The 13,886-nt window shown below is 74.2% G+C and carries 14 protein-coding genes; 3 read left to right on the top strand and 11 right to left on the bottom strand.

The window, feature by feature from the left end:
• Positions 1 to 2: 2 nt before the first annotated feature.
• The 8 genes from GD970_RS12030 to GD970_RS11995 are packed head-to-tail and all read right to left on the bottom strand — an operon-like array spanning position 3 to position 6,756.
• Positions 3 to 335, bottom strand: a complete 333-nt coding sequence (locus tag GD970_RS12030; RefSeq protein ID WP_152203141.1) for a metal-sulfur cluster assembly factor — start codon at positions 333 to 335, stop codon at positions 3 to 5.
• Complete coding sequence (gene sufU, locus GD970_RS12025; protein ID WP_152203140.1) at positions 332 to 829, bottom strand: Fe-S cluster assembly sulfur transfer protein SufU; 498 nt, start codon at positions 827 to 829, stop codon at positions 332 to 334. Before sufU ends, GD970_RS12030 begins: the two co-directional genes overlap by 4 nt.
• Complete coding sequence (locus GD970_RS12020) at positions 822 to 2,162, bottom strand: SufS family cysteine desulfurase (RefSeq protein WP_152203139.1); 1,341 nt, start codon at positions 2,160 to 2,162, stop codon at positions 822 to 824. Before GD970_RS12020 ends, sufU begins: the two co-directional genes overlap by 8 nt.
• Before the next feature lie 14 nt (positions 2,163 to 2,176).
• The gene (gene sufC, locus GD970_RS12015; RefSeq protein ID WP_152203138.1) at positions 2,177 to 2,935 is read right to left on the bottom strand and encodes a Fe-S cluster assembly ATPase SufC; all 759 of its coding nucleotides are present in this window, start codon (positions 2,933 to 2,935) and stop codon (positions 2,177 to 2,179) included.
• A 35-nt stretch (positions 2,936 to 2,970) separates the two neighbouring features.
• A complete protein-coding gene (locus GD970_RS12010; RefSeq protein ID WP_152203137.1) occupies positions 2,971 to 3,318 on the bottom strand; it encodes a non-heme iron oxygenase ferredoxin subunit in 348 nt (115 codons plus the stop codon).
• Positions 3,315 to 4,529 carry a Fe-S cluster assembly protein SufD gene (sufD, locus tag GD970_RS12005; RefSeq protein WP_152203136.1) on the bottom strand — a complete coding sequence of 405 codons (1,215 nt, stop codon included), beginning with the start codon at positions 4,527 to 4,529 and terminating at the stop codon, positions 3,315 to 3,317. Before sufD ends, GD970_RS12010 begins: the two co-directional genes overlap by 4 nt.
• The gene (sufB, locus tag GD970_RS12000) at positions 4,529 to 5,983 is read right to left on the bottom strand and encodes a Fe-S cluster assembly protein SufB (protein WP_282958506.1); all 1,455 of its coding nucleotides are present in this window, start codon (positions 5,981 to 5,983) and stop codon (positions 4,529 to 4,531) included. The genes sufD and sufB overlap by 1 nt, the downstream gene beginning before the upstream one ends.
• Positions 5,983 to 6,756, bottom strand: a complete 774-nt coding sequence (locus GD970_RS11995) for a helix-turn-helix transcriptional regulator (RefSeq protein WP_226925310.1) — start codon at positions 6,754 to 6,756, stop codon at positions 5,983 to 5,985. The genes sufB and GD970_RS11995 overlap by 1 nt, the downstream gene beginning before the upstream one ends.
• 233 nt (positions 6,757 to 6,989) lie before the next feature.
• Between GD970_RS11995 and GD970_RS11990 the strand changes: the two genes are divergently transcribed.
• The 3 genes from GD970_RS11990 (at position 6,990) to GD970_RS11980 (ending at position 9,930) form a co-directional block, all read left to right on the top strand.
• The gene (locus tag GD970_RS11990) at positions 6,990 to 8,021 is read left to right on the top strand and encodes an ABC transporter ATP-binding protein (protein ID WP_152203134.1); all 1,032 of its coding nucleotides are present in this window, start codon (positions 6,990 to 6,992) and stop codon (positions 8,019 to 8,021) included.
• Positions 8,022 to 8,032: 11 nt separating this feature from the next.
• Entirely contained in the window at positions 8,033 to 8,812 is a 780-nt protein-coding gene (locus GD970_RS11985; protein WP_152203133.1) for an ABC transporter permease, read from the top strand.
• 152 nt (positions 8,813 to 8,964) lie between these two features.
• The gene (locus tag GD970_RS11980; RefSeq protein WP_226925309.1) at positions 8,965 to 9,930 is read left to right on the top strand and encodes a COX15/CtaA family protein; all 966 of its coding nucleotides are present in this window, start codon (positions 8,965 to 8,967) and stop codon (positions 9,928 to 9,930) included.
• Between the two features lie 184 nt (positions 9,931 to 10,114).
• On the opposite strand, the gene GD970_RS11975 is transcribed toward GD970_RS11980, so the two are convergent.
• From GD970_RS11975 to GD970_RS11965, 3 genes are all read right to left on the bottom strand, one after another.
• Positions 10,115 to 10,756 (bottom strand): NUDIX domain-containing protein, encoded by a 642-nt coding sequence (locus GD970_RS11975; RefSeq protein ID WP_152203132.1) that lies wholly within the window; start codon positions 10,754 to 10,756, stop codon positions 10,115 to 10,117.
• Positions 10,753 to 12,540 (bottom strand): CTP synthase, encoded by a 1,788-nt coding sequence (locus tag GD970_RS11970; RefSeq protein WP_152203131.1) that lies wholly within the window; start codon positions 12,538 to 12,540, stop codon positions 10,753 to 10,755. Before GD970_RS11970 ends, GD970_RS11975 begins: the two co-directional genes overlap by 4 nt.
• 81 nt (positions 12,541 to 12,621) lie before the next feature.
• Positions 12,622 to 13,704 (bottom strand): glycosyltransferase family 4 protein, encoded by a 1,083-nt coding sequence (locus GD970_RS11965; RefSeq protein WP_152203130.1) that lies wholly within the window; start codon positions 13,702 to 13,704, stop codon positions 12,622 to 12,624.
• Positions 13,705 to 13,886 lie beyond the last annotated feature (182 nt).

The raw sequence follows: 13,886 nt of genomic DNA, 5'->3' as shown, positions 1-13,886 counted from the left end.
GGCTACACGTTGAATCCGAGCGCCCGCAGCTGCTCGCGGCCCTCGGGGGTGATCTTCTCCGGGCCCCACGGCGGCATCCAGACCCAGTTGATCCGGACGCCGTTGACGAGCCCCTCCAGCGCGATCGAGGACTGGTCCTCGATGACGTCGGTCAGCGGGCAGGCCGCGGAGGTGAGGGTCATGTCGATGACGGCCTCGTTGTTCTGGTCCACGGTGATGCCGTAGACGAGGCCGAGGTCGACGACGTTGATGCCGAGCTCGGGGTCGATGACGTCGCGCATCGCCTCCTCGACGTCGGCCGCGGTCGTCGGCGACGGGTTCGTGGTCTCGCTCATGCGGTCTCCTTGGTGGGGGCGTCGGGGGTCGGCTCGCCCGTCAGGGCGTGCGCGAGGGCGTCGCGCAGGGCCATCCAGCCGAGCAGCGCGCACTTGATCCGGGCCGGGAACTGGGCCACGCCGACGAAGGCGGTGGCGTCCTCGAGCTCGTCGGACTTCGCCGGCTCGAGCTCCTTGCCGCGGCCGTGCATGAGCTCGCGGAAGGTCTCGTTGAGGTGGTCGACGGTGGGGATGTCCTTGCCGGTGACCAGGTCGGTGAGCACGGACAGGGAGGCCTGCGAGATCGAGCAGCCCTCCCCCTGCCAGCCCACCGCCGCCACCCGCGGCGCGCCCGTGGAGTGGTCGACCCGCACGCGCAGGGTCACCTGGTCCCCGCAGGTGGGGTTGACCTGGAAGGACTCGCCGTCGAACGGGTCGATCTCCCCCGCGCCGTGCTTCGCCCGCGCGTGGTCGAGGATCACCTGCTGGTACATCTGCTGCAGCGGGTCAGCCATGGTCCACCCCGAAGAACTGCCGGACCTCGCCGAGCTTGTCGACGAAGGCCTCGATCTCCTCCGCGGTCGTGTACACCCCGGCGGAGGCGCGCGCGGAGGCGTGCACGCCCAGGCGCCGGTGGATCGGCTGGGCGCAGTGGTGGCCCACCCGCACGGCGATGCCGTGGCTGTCGAGGACCTGGCCCACGTCGTGCGGGTGGACCCCCGCCACGTCGAAGGCGACGACGGCGAGCCGGTCCGCCGGGTCGGCGGGGCCGAGGACGCGCACACCGGGCACCGAGGCGACGCCGTCGAGCAGCAGCCGGGTCAGCTCCGCCTCGTGCTCGGCGACGGCGTCCATGCCCAGCTCGGCGAGGTAGTCCACCGCCGCGTGCAGGCCCACGGCCTGGGCGACCATCTGCGTGCCGGCCTCGAACCGGCTCGGCGGCGCGGCGTAGGTGGTGGACTCCATGGTCACCACCTGCACCATCGACCCGCCGGTGAGGAACGGCGGCATGGCCTCGAGCAGCTCGGCCCTGCCGTAGAGCACGCCGATGCCGGTGGGGCCGAGCATCTTGTGGCCCGAGAAGGCGGCGAAGTCCACGTCCAGCGCCTTGACGTCGACCGGCAGGTGCGGGACGGACTGGCACGCGTCGAGCACGACCAGCGCGCCGGCCGCCCGGGCCCGGGCGACGACGTCGCCGAGCGGGGCGACGGCGCCGGTGACGTTGGAGGCGTGGGCCAGGGCCACGACCCGGGTGCGGTCGGTGATGACGTCGAAGGTGGCCGGGTCCAGCCGGCCCTCGTCGGTCACGCCGATCCAGCGCAGGGTGGCGCCGGTGCGCGCGCACAGCTCCTGCCAAGGCACGATGTTGGCGTGGTGCTCGGCCTCGGTGACGACGATCTCGTCGCCCGGGCCCACCCCGAACAGCTCGCGCGCCCGGTCCCCGCCGCGGCCCAGCGCCGCGTTGGACATCGCGTACGTGACGAGGTTGATCGCCTCGGTGGCGTTCTTGGTCCAGACGATCTCGTCCTCGCCGGCCCCGACGAAGCGGGCGACGGCGGCGCGGGCGGCCTCGTAGGCCTCGGTGGCCTCCTCGGCCAGCGCGTGGGCGCCGCGGTGCACCGCGGAGTTGGTGCGCTCGTAGAACTCGCTCTCGGCGTCGATGACGCACCGGGGCTTCTGCGACGTGGCGGCCGTGTCGAGGTAGACCAGCGGGCGGTCCCCGCGCACGGTGCGGGTAAGCAGCGGGAAGTCCGCGCGCACGGCCGCCAGCTCCGCCGCGCTCAGGGAGCGGGCGGGGCCGGCGGCCGCCGCGGCGGCGCCGGTCACCGAGGTCCCGGCAGCAGTCATGCGCGTCCTCTTCCTCAGACGGTGGCGGTGAGGTAGCGGTCGTAGCCCTCGTCCTCGAGCCGGTCGGCGAGCTCGGGGCCGCCCTGGTCGGCGACGCGGCCGTCGACGAAGACGTGGACGAAGTCGGGCTTGATGTACTGCAGGATCCGCGTGTAGTGGGTGATGAGCATGACGCCCAGGCCGGTGGCCTCGTGCACCCGGTTGACGCCCTCGGAGACGACGCGCAGCGCGTCGACGTCGAGGCCGGAGTCGGTCTCGTCCAGGACGGCGAACTTCGGCTGGAGCAGCTCCATCTGGAGGATCTCGTGGCGCTTCTTCTCGCCGCCGGAGAAGCCGTGGTTGACGTCGCGCTGGGCGAACTCGGGGTCCATGCGCAGCTTGTGCATGGCGTCCTTGACGTCGCCGACCCACTTGCGCAGGGCCGGGGCCTCGCCGGTGATGGCGGTCTTGGCGGTGCGCAGGAAGTTCGACACCGTCACGCCGGGCACCTCGACGGGGTACTGCATGGCGAGGAACAGCCCGGCGCGGGCGCGCTCGTCCACGCTCATCTCCAGGACGTTCTCGCCGTCGAGGAGGACCTCGCCCTCGGTCACGGTGTACTTGGGGTGGCCGGCGATGGAGTAGGCCAGGGTCGACTTGCCCGAGCCGTTGGGGCCCATGATCGCGTGGACCTCGCCGGAGCGGATGGTCAGGTCCACGCCGCGCAGGATCGGCTTGGGGCCGTCGTTCGTCTCGACGCTGACGTGGAGGTTCTTGATCTCAAGGGTGGACATTCGTCTTCTTTCTCAGCTGGGGGCGGCGGGGGGCGTCAGCGCGCGACGTCGGCGGTGGTGTCGACGTCGACCAGGACGCGCTCCCCCTCCACGGTCACGGGGTAGACGGGGACGGGCTGGGTGGCGGGGAGGCTCAGCGGCTTGCCGGTGCGCAGGTCGAAGGTCGACCCGTGCAGCCAGCACTCGATGGTGCAGCCGTCGACCTCGCCGTCGGAGAGGTTCACCTGCCCGTGGGAGCAGATGTCCGAGATGGCGTGGAACTCCCCGTCCTCGTCGCGCACCAGCGCGACGGGCAGGGGCGTTCCGTCCGCGGCCTCGAGGTCCAGGCGCATGGCCTCGCCCGGCTCGAGGTCCGCGGTGTCGCACGCGTGCTGGGCGGTCATCGGGCCGCGGCCCCCATGGTCCGGGAGAGCTCCTCCTCGATGGCCGCCATCAGGCGCTCCTGCACCATCGGGATGCCGATCTGGTTGATGAGCTCGGCGAAGAAGCCGCGGACCACCAGGCGGCGGGCCTCCTCCTCGGGGATGCCGCGCGAGCGCAGGTAGAACAGCTGCTCGTCGTCGAACCGGCCGGTGGCGCTGGCGTGGCCCGCGCCCTCGATCTCGCCGGTCTCGATCTCGAGGTTCGGCACCGAGTCCGCCCGCGCGCCCTCGGTGAGGACGAGGTTGCGGTTGAGCTCGTAGGTGTCGGTGCCCTCGGCCTCGTGGCGGATGAGCACGTCCCCGACCCACACCGAGTGCGCGCCCTCGCCCTGCAGGGCGCCCTTGTAGGTGGCCCGCGACTTGCAGCTGGGCACGGCGTGGTCGACGAAGAGGCGGTGCTCCTGGTGCTGGCCGGCGTCGGTGAAGTACAGGCCGAGCAGCTCGACGTCGCCGCCGGGGGCGGTGAAGGACACGTCCGGGGTGAGGCGGACGATGCCGCCGCCGAGGGTGACGACGATGTGCTTCAGGCGCGCGTCGCGGCCCAGGCGCACCCGGTGGTTGCCCACGTGGATGGCGTCCTCGTCCCAGTCCTGGATGGACACGACGGTGAGGTGGGCGCCGTCGCGCACGTCGATCTCGACCGTCTGGGCGAGCTCGGCGCTGCCGCGGTGGTCGAGGACGACGAGGGACTCGGAGAGCTCCTCGGCCAGGACGAGCACGTGCTCGGCGGCCGGGGCGGCGGCGGTCTCGGCGTCGCCGTTGATGGCGACCATCGTGTGGCGGGTGTCGACGTGGTTCTTCGGCAGCGTGACCACCAGGGCCTCGCCGAAGGACTGCCACGCGGCGGCCGCGACCCGGTCGCCGGGGGCGCCGACCTTCCCGAGGCGGGCGTCGTCGCGGCCGACCCGCTCGACGCGCACGTCGTCGTCGGACTCGACGGTCACCACCGGGCCGGTGCCGGTGAGGTCGCCGGCGAAGAGCCGCTGGAGCCGGTCCACCGGGGAGAAGCGCCAGTCCTCCTCCCGGCCCGTGGGGACCGGGAAGGCGGAGAGCTCGAAGGACGTCGCGCGGTCGGCGCGGGAGGCCTCGGGCACCGTGCCGCCGCCGTGGGTGTGGGCGGCGTCCGCGGTGGCGCGGGAGTGGTCGGTGGACATGTTGGTGGTGGCGGTCATCAGCCGACGGATCCTTCCATCTGCAGCTCGATCAGGCGGTTGAGCTCGAGGGCGTACTCCATCGGCAGCTCGCGCGCGATGGGCTCGACGAAGCCGCGGACGATCATCGCCATGGCCTCGGTCTCGGGCATCCCGCGGGACATGAGGTAGAACAGCTGGTCCTCGCTCACCTTCGAGACGGTGGCCTCGTGCCCCATCTCGACGTCGTCGACGCGCACGTCGACGTAGGGGTAGGTGTCGGACCGGGAGATCTGGTCCACCAGCAGCGCGTCGCACAGCACGTTGGACTTGGAGTGCGCGGCGCCCTCGAGCACCTGCACCAGCCCGCGGTAGGAGGCGCGGCCGCCGGAGCGGGCCACGGACTTCGACACGATCGAGGAGGACGTGTGCGGGGCCAGGTGCACCATCTTCGAGCCGGTGTCCTGGTGCTGCCCCTCGCCGGCAAAGGCGATCGACAGGGTCTCGCCGCGGGCGTGCTCGCCCATGAGGTACACGGCCGGGTACTTCATGGTGACCTTGGAGCCGATGTTGCCGTCGATCCACTCCATGGTGCCGCCGGTCTCGACCGTGGCGCGCTTGGTCACCAGGTTGTACACGTTGTTCGACCAGTTCTGGATCGTCGTGTACCGGACGCGGGCGTCCTTCTTGACGATGATCTCCACGACCGCCGAGTGCAGCGAGTCGGACTGGTAGATCGGGGCGGTGCAGCCCTCGACGTAGTGCACGTAGGAGCCCTCGTCGGCGATGATCAGCGTCCGCTCGAACTGGCCCATGTTCTCGGTGTTGATGCGGAAGTAGGCCTGCAGCGGGATCTCGACGTGGACGCCCTTGGGGACGTAGACGAACGACCCGCCGGACCACACCGCGGTGTTGAGCGAGGCGAACTTGTTGTCCCCGGCCGGGATGACCGAGCCGAAGTACTCCTCGAAGATCTCCGGGTGCTCCTTCAGGCCCGTGTCGGTGTCGAGGAAGATGACGCCCTGGGCCTCGAGGTCCTCACGGATCTGGTGGTAGACCACCTCGGACTCGTACTGGGCGGCGACGCCGGCGACGAGGCGCTGCTTCTCGGCCTCCGGGATGCCCAGGCGGTCGTAGGTGTTCTTGATGTCCTCGGGCAGGTCCTCCCAGCTGGTGGCCTGCTTCTCCGTGGACCGCACGAAGTACTTGATGTTGTCGAAGTCGATGTCCGACAGGTCGGCGCCCCAGTGCGGCATGGGCTTCTTGTCGAAGAGCTTCAGCGCCTTGAGCCGGCGCTTGAGCATCCACTCCGGCTCGTTCTTCAGCGCCGAGATGTTGCGCACGACGTCCTCGTCCAGACCACGCCGGGCGTTGGCGCCCGCGTCGTCGGCGTCGGACCAGCCGTAGGCGTAGCTGCCGATCGAGGCAATGATCTTCTCGTCCTCGGTCATCGGCGCGTCGGGCGCCGTGACCTCCTGCTGGGTGGGACTTGTCATCAGTTTCCTTCCGTGACGCCGCTGGGCGACTTGGTCCGGGAACGGGCGGCCCCGGCGTCACGCGTGGTGAGCGGGGTGGGGACCGCGGAGAGGGGCACATGGGTGGTGCACACGTGCCCGCCGCCGGCGAGGGTGGCGAGGCGCTGCACGTGCACGCCGAGCAGGCGCGAGAACGCCTGGGTCTCAGCCTCGCACAGCTGGGGGAAGACCTCCGCCACGTCCTGCACGGGGCAGTGGCCCTGGCACAGCTGCAGGGCGAAGCCCTTGGGGCCGACGGCGCGGGTGGTGGCCGCGTACCCGTCCGCCGTCAGGGCGGCGGCGAGGGCGTTGGCGCGGGCCGCCGGCACCGGGCCGGCCTGCTCGAGCAGCGGGGCGTAGCGCCGCTCCAGCTCCGAGACGCGGGCCTCGGCGAAGGCGTCGAGGGCGCCCTCGCCGGCGGCGTCGCGCAGGAACTGCAGGGCCTGGGTGGCCAGGTCCGAGTAGGCGTCGGTGAGCACCGACCGGCCGGCGTCGGTGGCCACGTAGTGGCGGGCCGGGCGGCCGCGGCCGCGCTGGCCGGTGCCGGTGGGCTCGTGGACGCGGATCTGGCCGAGGTCCTCGAGGTGGGTGGTGTGCCGGCGCACCGCGGCCGGGGTGAGGTCGAGGACCCGTGCCAGGGTCGCCGCCGAGACCGGGCCGCGCTCGACGATGAGCTCGAGCACGCGCTCCCGGGTGCCGGCCTCGTCGGCCGGGACGCCGCGCCGGGGCGTCGCGGGCTGGCTGGGCGTGGTCACAGCGTGCGCCTCCCCTCGTCCTTCCCCTGCAGGCCGTCCGTGCGGGCCGGGCCCGCCTCCGCCGGGCAGCCTCCGCCCGGCACGATTAGAAAACATTGTTGTTCCCAAAATCCTTCCCCGCAAGGAAGGTCAGCCTCACCGGGCTGTGAGACCTGGCACCGGCGACGGCGCGCCGGGGCCCCCTCCCCCGGGCCGATGTCCGGGGTCGCCGCGCGCGTGCCTACGCTGTGCGGGTGCGTGCGCCTTCCCGCCCCGACCTCTCCGGGCCGCCGTCGGCGTCCCCCGGCTCCTCGCCCGCCCCGGCCACCCCCGCCCTCGCGGTGCGCGGGCTGCGCAAGTCCTACGGGGGCCGCGAGGTGGTCCGGGGCCTGTCCCTCACCGCCGAGCGGGGCCGGCTGACGGCGGTGCTGGGCCCCAACGGCGCCGGCAAGACGACGACCATCGAGTGCTGCGAGGGGCTGCGCCGGCCCGACGCCGGCGCCATCGAGGTGCTCGGCCGCGACCGCGCCGCGAGGGGGTCCGACGCGGCGCTGCGCGAGCGCGTCGGGGTGATGCTGCAGGACTGCGGGCTGCCGATGGCGCCGAAGGCCGGCGCGGTGCTCGCCCATCTCGCCCGGCTGCACGCCCGGCCGCTGGACCCCGCCGCCCTGCTCGAGCGGCTCGGGCTGGCCGAGGTCGCCCGCACCTCCGTGCGCCGCCTGTCCGGCGGGCAGCGCCAGCGCCTGGCGCTGGCCGGGGCCATCGTCGGGCGCCCCGAGCTGGTCTTCCTCGACGAGCCCTCCGCCGGGCTGGACCCGCAGTCGCGGCTGGCGGTGTGGGACCTGCTGCGCGAGCTGCGCGCCGGCGGGACCTCCCTCGTGCTGACCACCCACCTCATGACCGAGGCCGAGGAGCTGGCCGACCACGTGGTCATCATCGACGGCGGCCAGGTCATCGCCGAGGGCACCCCGGCCCAGCTCACCGGCGGCGCCCGGGTGCGCATCGGCCTCGACCGCGCCCCCGCCGCGGAGGTCGCCGGGCTCGCGGCCGCGCTGCGCGCCGCCCTGGCCCGCGCCGGCCGGGCGGACCTGGAGGTCCACGCGGTCGCCGAGGGCGTGGAGGTCGCCCCCGACGGCCAGATCGACGCCGGCACCCTGGCCGCGGTGTCCACCGCGGTGGCGGAGGCCGGTCACCCCGGCGCGCACGTCGCCGTCCACCGCCGCACCCTCGAGGACACCTTCCTCGACCTCACCGGGCGGGCGCTGCGGGAGGGGACGAGCGCGTGAAGGAGCAGGACATGACCACCCAGACCCTCCCGGCCGCCGGCGCCGACGCGGGGACCCGCGCCCGGCGGGTGCTCGCCCAGACCCGTTTCGAGACCGCCGCGGTGCTGCGCAACGGCGAGCAGCTGCTGCTGACCTTCATCCTCCCGGTCATCGCGCTGGTGGTGCTGGTGCGCACCGACCTCGTGGCCCTGCCCGGCGCGACCCGCACGCCGGCCGCGCTGGCCGGGGTCCTCGCCCTGGCGGTGGCCTCCACGGCGTTCACCTCCCAGGCCATCGCCGTGGCGTTCGACCGGCGCTGGGGGGTGCTGCGCATGCTGGCGACGACGCCGCTGGGCCGCCGCGGCCTGCTCGCCGGCAAGCTCGGCGCGGTGGTGTGCGTGCTGGCCGTCCAGGCCGTGGTGCTCATGCTCGTGGCCGCCGGCCTGGGCTGGCGCGGGGAGGGCCTCGGCGTCGTCGCCCTGCTCGGCGGGGCGCTGTTCGTGCTGCTCGGGGCCGCCGCGTTCGTCTCCCTGGCGCTGCTGATCGGCGGGACGCTGCGGCCCGAGGCGGTGCTCGCCGTCGCGAACCTGCTGTGGGTGCTCATGGCCGGCGCTGGCGGGCTGCTCCTGCCCGCCGACACCCTGCCTGGCCCCCTCGCCCAGGTGGTCGTCCTGCTGCCCTCCGGGGCGCTCGGCGAGGGGCTGCGCCTGCTGGCCACGACCGGCCGGCTCGACCTCGCGGCCCTCGCCGTGCTCGCGGTGTGGACGGCGGCCGGCTCCTGGCTCGCCGCCCGCTACTTCCGCTGGGACTGAGCCCGCGCGCCGCCCGCGCCTCGGCACGCCCGGCCCCGGCTGTCACGGGGAGGCACCGGGGCGCGAGCAGCGTGAGCAGCCCCACGCCGGAACCCCGCCCGGGCGGCCCTTCGGGGCCCTGACGCCCGCCGCGGCCCACGTACCCTGGTGCGGTGAGCACCGCGATCCGTCCCCGCCGGCCCGACGACGCCGCCGGGGCCACCCGCACCCCCGCCGCAAGCCGGGTCGACCGCCTGACCTGGGCGCTGGCCGTGGCGAACCTCGTCGCGCAGATCGGGATCATCGTCACCGGCGGCGCCGTGCGGCTGACCGGCTCGGGACTGGGCTGCTCGACCTGGCCGATGTGCGAGCCGGGCAACTTCACGCCCGTCTTCCACGAGGCCACCTCGATCCACCCGTACATCGAGTTCGGCAACCGCACCCTCACCGGCGTGCTCAGCGTCATCGCGGTGGCGCTGCTGTGGGCCGTCTACCGCCGCCAGCCCACCGCCTCGCGGCCGCCGGTGCTCAAGCGCCTGGCCTGGCTGCCCCTGGCCGGCATCGCCCTGCAGGCCGTCGTGGGCGGCGTGACGGTCCTGGTGGACCTGCACCCGGCCATCGTCGGCTCGCACATGCTCATCTCGCTGACCCTCGTGGCCGTCTCGTCCTACCTGCTGGTGCGCCTGCGCCAGGGCGACGGACCCGTCGTCCGCCTGGCCGACGGGCGCCTGCGCGCGCTGCCGTGGGTGCTGGCGGCCCTCGCCGCGCTCGTCGTCGCGCTCGGCACGGTGGTCACCGGCTCCGGGCCGCACTCCGGTGACCTGGAGGCGGCCTCCCGCTACGCCCTCGACCCGCTGACCATCACCCGGATGCACTCGGGCTCGGTGTGGCTGTTCGTCATCGCGACCGTCACCGGCGCGGTGCTGCTGCGCCGCCGACGCGACGACGCCCGCCTGGACCGGGCGCGGCGGGTGTGGCCGTGGCTGCTCGGCGTCCTCGTGGTCGAGGGCGTCATCGGCTACACCCAGCACTTCCTCGGGCTGCCCGAGGTCCTCGTCGGCCTGCACATGCTCGGCGCCGGGCTGCTCACGGCGGCCGTGACGTTCGCCTGCAGCGCGTTCTACACGCGCCGCGACTGACGCCCCTCCCCCGTTCCCGGCGAGACGTCAACTCGGTCGCGAGACGTCAACGCGGTCACGAGACGTCAACTCGGTCACGAGAGGTCAAGTTGTGCACGGCAGTCCCCGTGCACAACTTGACCTCTCACGCGCTATGTGACGTCTCACGCACTACTTGACGTCTCGCGGGCGGGCGGGCGGCGGCTCAGCGCATCCACTCCGCGTCCGCCGGGCGCAGCGGCGCCCAGCCCTGGGCCCGCGCCGAGGCGGCCGCGAGGACGCCGACGACGGCGCTGGGGTTGTGGATCCGCCCGGCGTGGACGGCGGCGACCGCCTCGTCCAGCGGCACCCACACGGTGGCCATGTCCCGCTCCTCGTCCTCGCGCTCGTGGCGCTCGTCGCCGTCGACCTCGGTGACGTCGCGGGCGAGGTAGACGCGCAGGGACTCGTCGGACCCGCCGGGGCTGGTGAAGTAGTCCACCAGCACGTCCCAGCGGGCCGCGCGCAGGTCGGCCTCCTCGTAGAGCTCCCGCTCGGCGGCGGCGCGGTAGTCCTCGCCCTCGACGTCGAGCAGGCCCGCGGGCACCTCCCACAGCTGGGCGCGCACGGGGTGGCGGTACTGCCGGATGAGCAGCACCTCCTCCCCCGCCTCACCCTCGCGCAGGGCGACGACGGCGACGGCGCCGGGGTGGTCCAGGTACTCGCGGACCACCGCCTTCTCGTCGTCGGGCTGCAGCCGGACCTCGTCGCCGACAAGGTCGAAGACCCGCCCGGCGTGGATGGTCCGGTGCGCGACGACCTCCCGGCCGGTGTCCTTGGCGTCCGCCAGCTCTCTGGCCGGGCTCACGCCTTCTCGCCCTCGCCGGCGGCCGCGGGCACCGGGGCCTCGTGCTCGAGGCCGACGGTCTCCGGCTCCTCGATCTCCAGCAGCCGGCTGTCGCGCTGGCGCTGCAGCGCGGCGCCGATGAGGCCGGCGAAGAGCGGGTGGGCCCGGGTGGGCCGGGACTTGAACTCCGGGTGGGCCTGGGTGGCGATGTAGTACGGGTGCACGGCCCGGTCGAGCTCGACGAACTCCACCAGGGAGGAGTCCGGGGAACGGCCGGAGATCTTCAGCCCCACCTTGTCCAGGGCGTCGCGGTAGGCGTTGTTGACCTCGTAGCGGTGCCTGTGCCGCTCGGTGACCCGCTCGGTGCCGTAGACCTCCGCCGCCAGAGAGCCGGGCTCGAGGACGGCCTCGTAGCGGCCCAGGCGCATGGTGCCGCCCAGGTCGCCCTCGCCGCCGACGATGGCGAGCTGCTCCTCCATGGTGGCCACCACGGGGTCGGGGGTGCCGGGGTCGAACTCGGTGGAGCTGGCCTTGTCCAGGCCGAGCAGGTTCCGGGCGGCCTCGATGACCATGCACTGCAGGCCCAGGCAGATGCCCAGCGTGGGGATCTGGTTCTCGCGGGCGTGGCGCAGCGCGCCGAGCTTGCCCTCGATGCCGCGCACGCCGAAGCCGCCGGGCACGAGGACGGCGTCGACGCCCTCGAGCGCCTTGCGGGCCCCCTCGGCGGTCTGGCAGGTGTCGGAGGCCACCCACCGGATCTTCACCCGGGCGCGGTGGTGGAAGCCGCCGGCGCGCAGCGCCTCGGTGACCGAGAGGTAGGCGTCGGGCAGGTCGATGTACTTGCCCACCATGGCGACCTCGACGAAGTCCTTGGGGTGGCGCACCCGCTCCAGGAGCCGGTCCCACACCGTCCAGTCGACGTCGCGGAAGCTCAGGGACAGGCGGCGCACCACGTAGGCGTCCAGGCCCTCGGCGTGCAGCACGGCCGGGATCTCGTAGATGCTCGGCGCGTCCTGGCACATGACGACGGCCTCGCGGTCGACGTCGCACATGGAGGCGATCTTGGCCTTGACGCTCTCGGGCAGCTCGCGCTCGGAGCGGCACACGATGGCGTCGGGCTGGATGCCGATGGAGCGCAGCTCGGCGACGGAGTGCTGCGTGGGCTTGGTCTTCAGCTCGCCGCTGGCCGCGATGTAGGGCACCAGCGAGACGTGCAGGAAGAAGACGTTGTCGCGACCGAGGTCCTGGCGCACCTGGCGGGCCGCCTCGAGGAACGGCAGGGACTCGATGTCGCCGACCGTGCCACCGATCTCGGTGATGATGACGTCCGGCGGCTCCTCGCCGTCGACCGGCTCGGCCTGGGCGCGCATGCGCGCCTTGATCTCGTCGGTGATGTGCGGGATCACCTGGACGGTGTCGCCGAGGTACTCCCCGCGGCGCTCCTTGGCGATGACCGTGGAGTAGACCTGCCCGGTGGTGGCGTTGGCCTTGCCGGACAGCTCGACGTCGAGGAAGCGCTCGTAGTGGCCGATGTCCAGGTCGGTCTCGGTGCCGTCGTCGGTGACGAACACCTCGCCGTGCTGGAACGGGTTCATCGTGCCGGGATCGACGTTGATGTACGGGTCGAGCTTCTGCATCACCACCCGCAGCCCGCGGGCGCGGAGGAGGTGGCCGAGGCTGGACGCTGTCAACCCCTTCCCCAGGGAGCTGACGACCCCGCCGGTGACGAAGATCTGGCGAGGGATGCTGGCCTGGTTGCCGGGAAGCCGGCTCGGTTGGTTGACCACGGACTTCGACCCTAGCATCGCTCCTCGCGACTCGCCCAGGGCCGCCGCGGAGGTCGCGGTGTGCCGTCACCCACCGTCGCCGCCGCCCCGGGCACCGCCCTACCGGCGCGCGTACGCCCCGCGCAGCTGCGCCAGGACGTCCGCCGGGCCGGGCAGCTCGGCGGCCCGGGCCCGGGCGGCTTCGCGCAGGGCGTCGCGCCGGGCGGGGTCGGCGAGCAGGCCGGCCACGGCGTCGGCGACGGCGCCCGCGTCCCCGCCGGGGACGAGCACCGCGGCCTCCCCGGTGACCTCCCGGGTGCCGCCGACGTCGGTGGCAACCAGCGCGGCCCCGGCGCGCAGCGCCTCCTGGACGGCGATGGGCTGGCCCTCCCAGGCGGCGGTGGAGACCACGACGTCCGCGGCGGCGAGCAGGTCGGGCACGTCGTCGCGGCGGCCGGCCACCAGCACCGGCAGGCCGGCGGTGCGCCCGGCCAGCGTGGCCCGCAGCGGCCCGTCGCCGACGACGACCCAGCGCCAGGGCCCGGCCGCGGCCGCCGACCCGGCGCCGGCGAGCCGGGCGGCGGCATCGGCGAGCACGTCCAGGCCCTTCTGCGGGGCCAGCCGCGCGACCGTCAGCAGCAGCCGCTCGTCGGGGGCGAGCCCCAGGTCGGCGCGCACCCGGGCGGGCGGGACGGTCGCGGCGGGCCGCTCGGGGGCCGGGACGAGGGCACGGGCGACGGCGCGGGCCCCCCGGCCGCGCATGCGGGCGACGAGGTCGCCGCTGACGGCCAGGACCGCGTCGGCGCCGCGGGCCACGAGCGTCTCGAGCACCGCGGCCACGCCGCGCACCCTCCCCCCGCCCACGGGCAGGTTGTGCACCGTGACCACCAGGCGCGGCCGGCGCGCCAGGGTGCGCACCGCGAGCACGGCGATCGCCCCGGCGCGCAGCCCATGGGCGTGGACGACGTCGGCGCCCGCGGCGAGGCGCCGGACGGCCCGTGCCGCGGCGACGTCGGCGGGGCGGGGGCGGTCGGCGATGTCGACGACGACCGGGCGGTAGCCGGCCGGCGCGGCGGCGTGCACGACGTCGGCGGGCCCGGCGAGGACGACGTCGTCGCCGTCGGCGGCCAGCAGGGCGCTGATCTCCCGCGCGTGGCGGGCCACCCCGCCCGCGCTCGACCCGGTCAGCTGCAGCACCCGCATGCTCGTCCTCCCTCGTTCGGCGACCCAGTATCGCCCAGGCGCCGGCCCGCGCCGGCCGGTCACGGCCGCGGCTCCGCGCCCGCCTCCCGGGACCAGGCCCGGGCCGCAGGGTGCCCCGGTCGAGCAGCACCACGGCGGCCGCGGGCGGCGCGGCGGCCACCAGCGCCCCGGCCACGGCGGCC

Source organism: Georgenia thermotolerans (genome assembly GCF_009193185.1).
GTDB classification, from domain to species: Bacteria; Actinomycetota; Actinomycetes; order Actinomycetales; family Actinomycetaceae; genus Georgenia; species Georgenia thermotolerans.
This window is presented reverse-complemented; position numbering and strand designations above follow the sequence as displayed.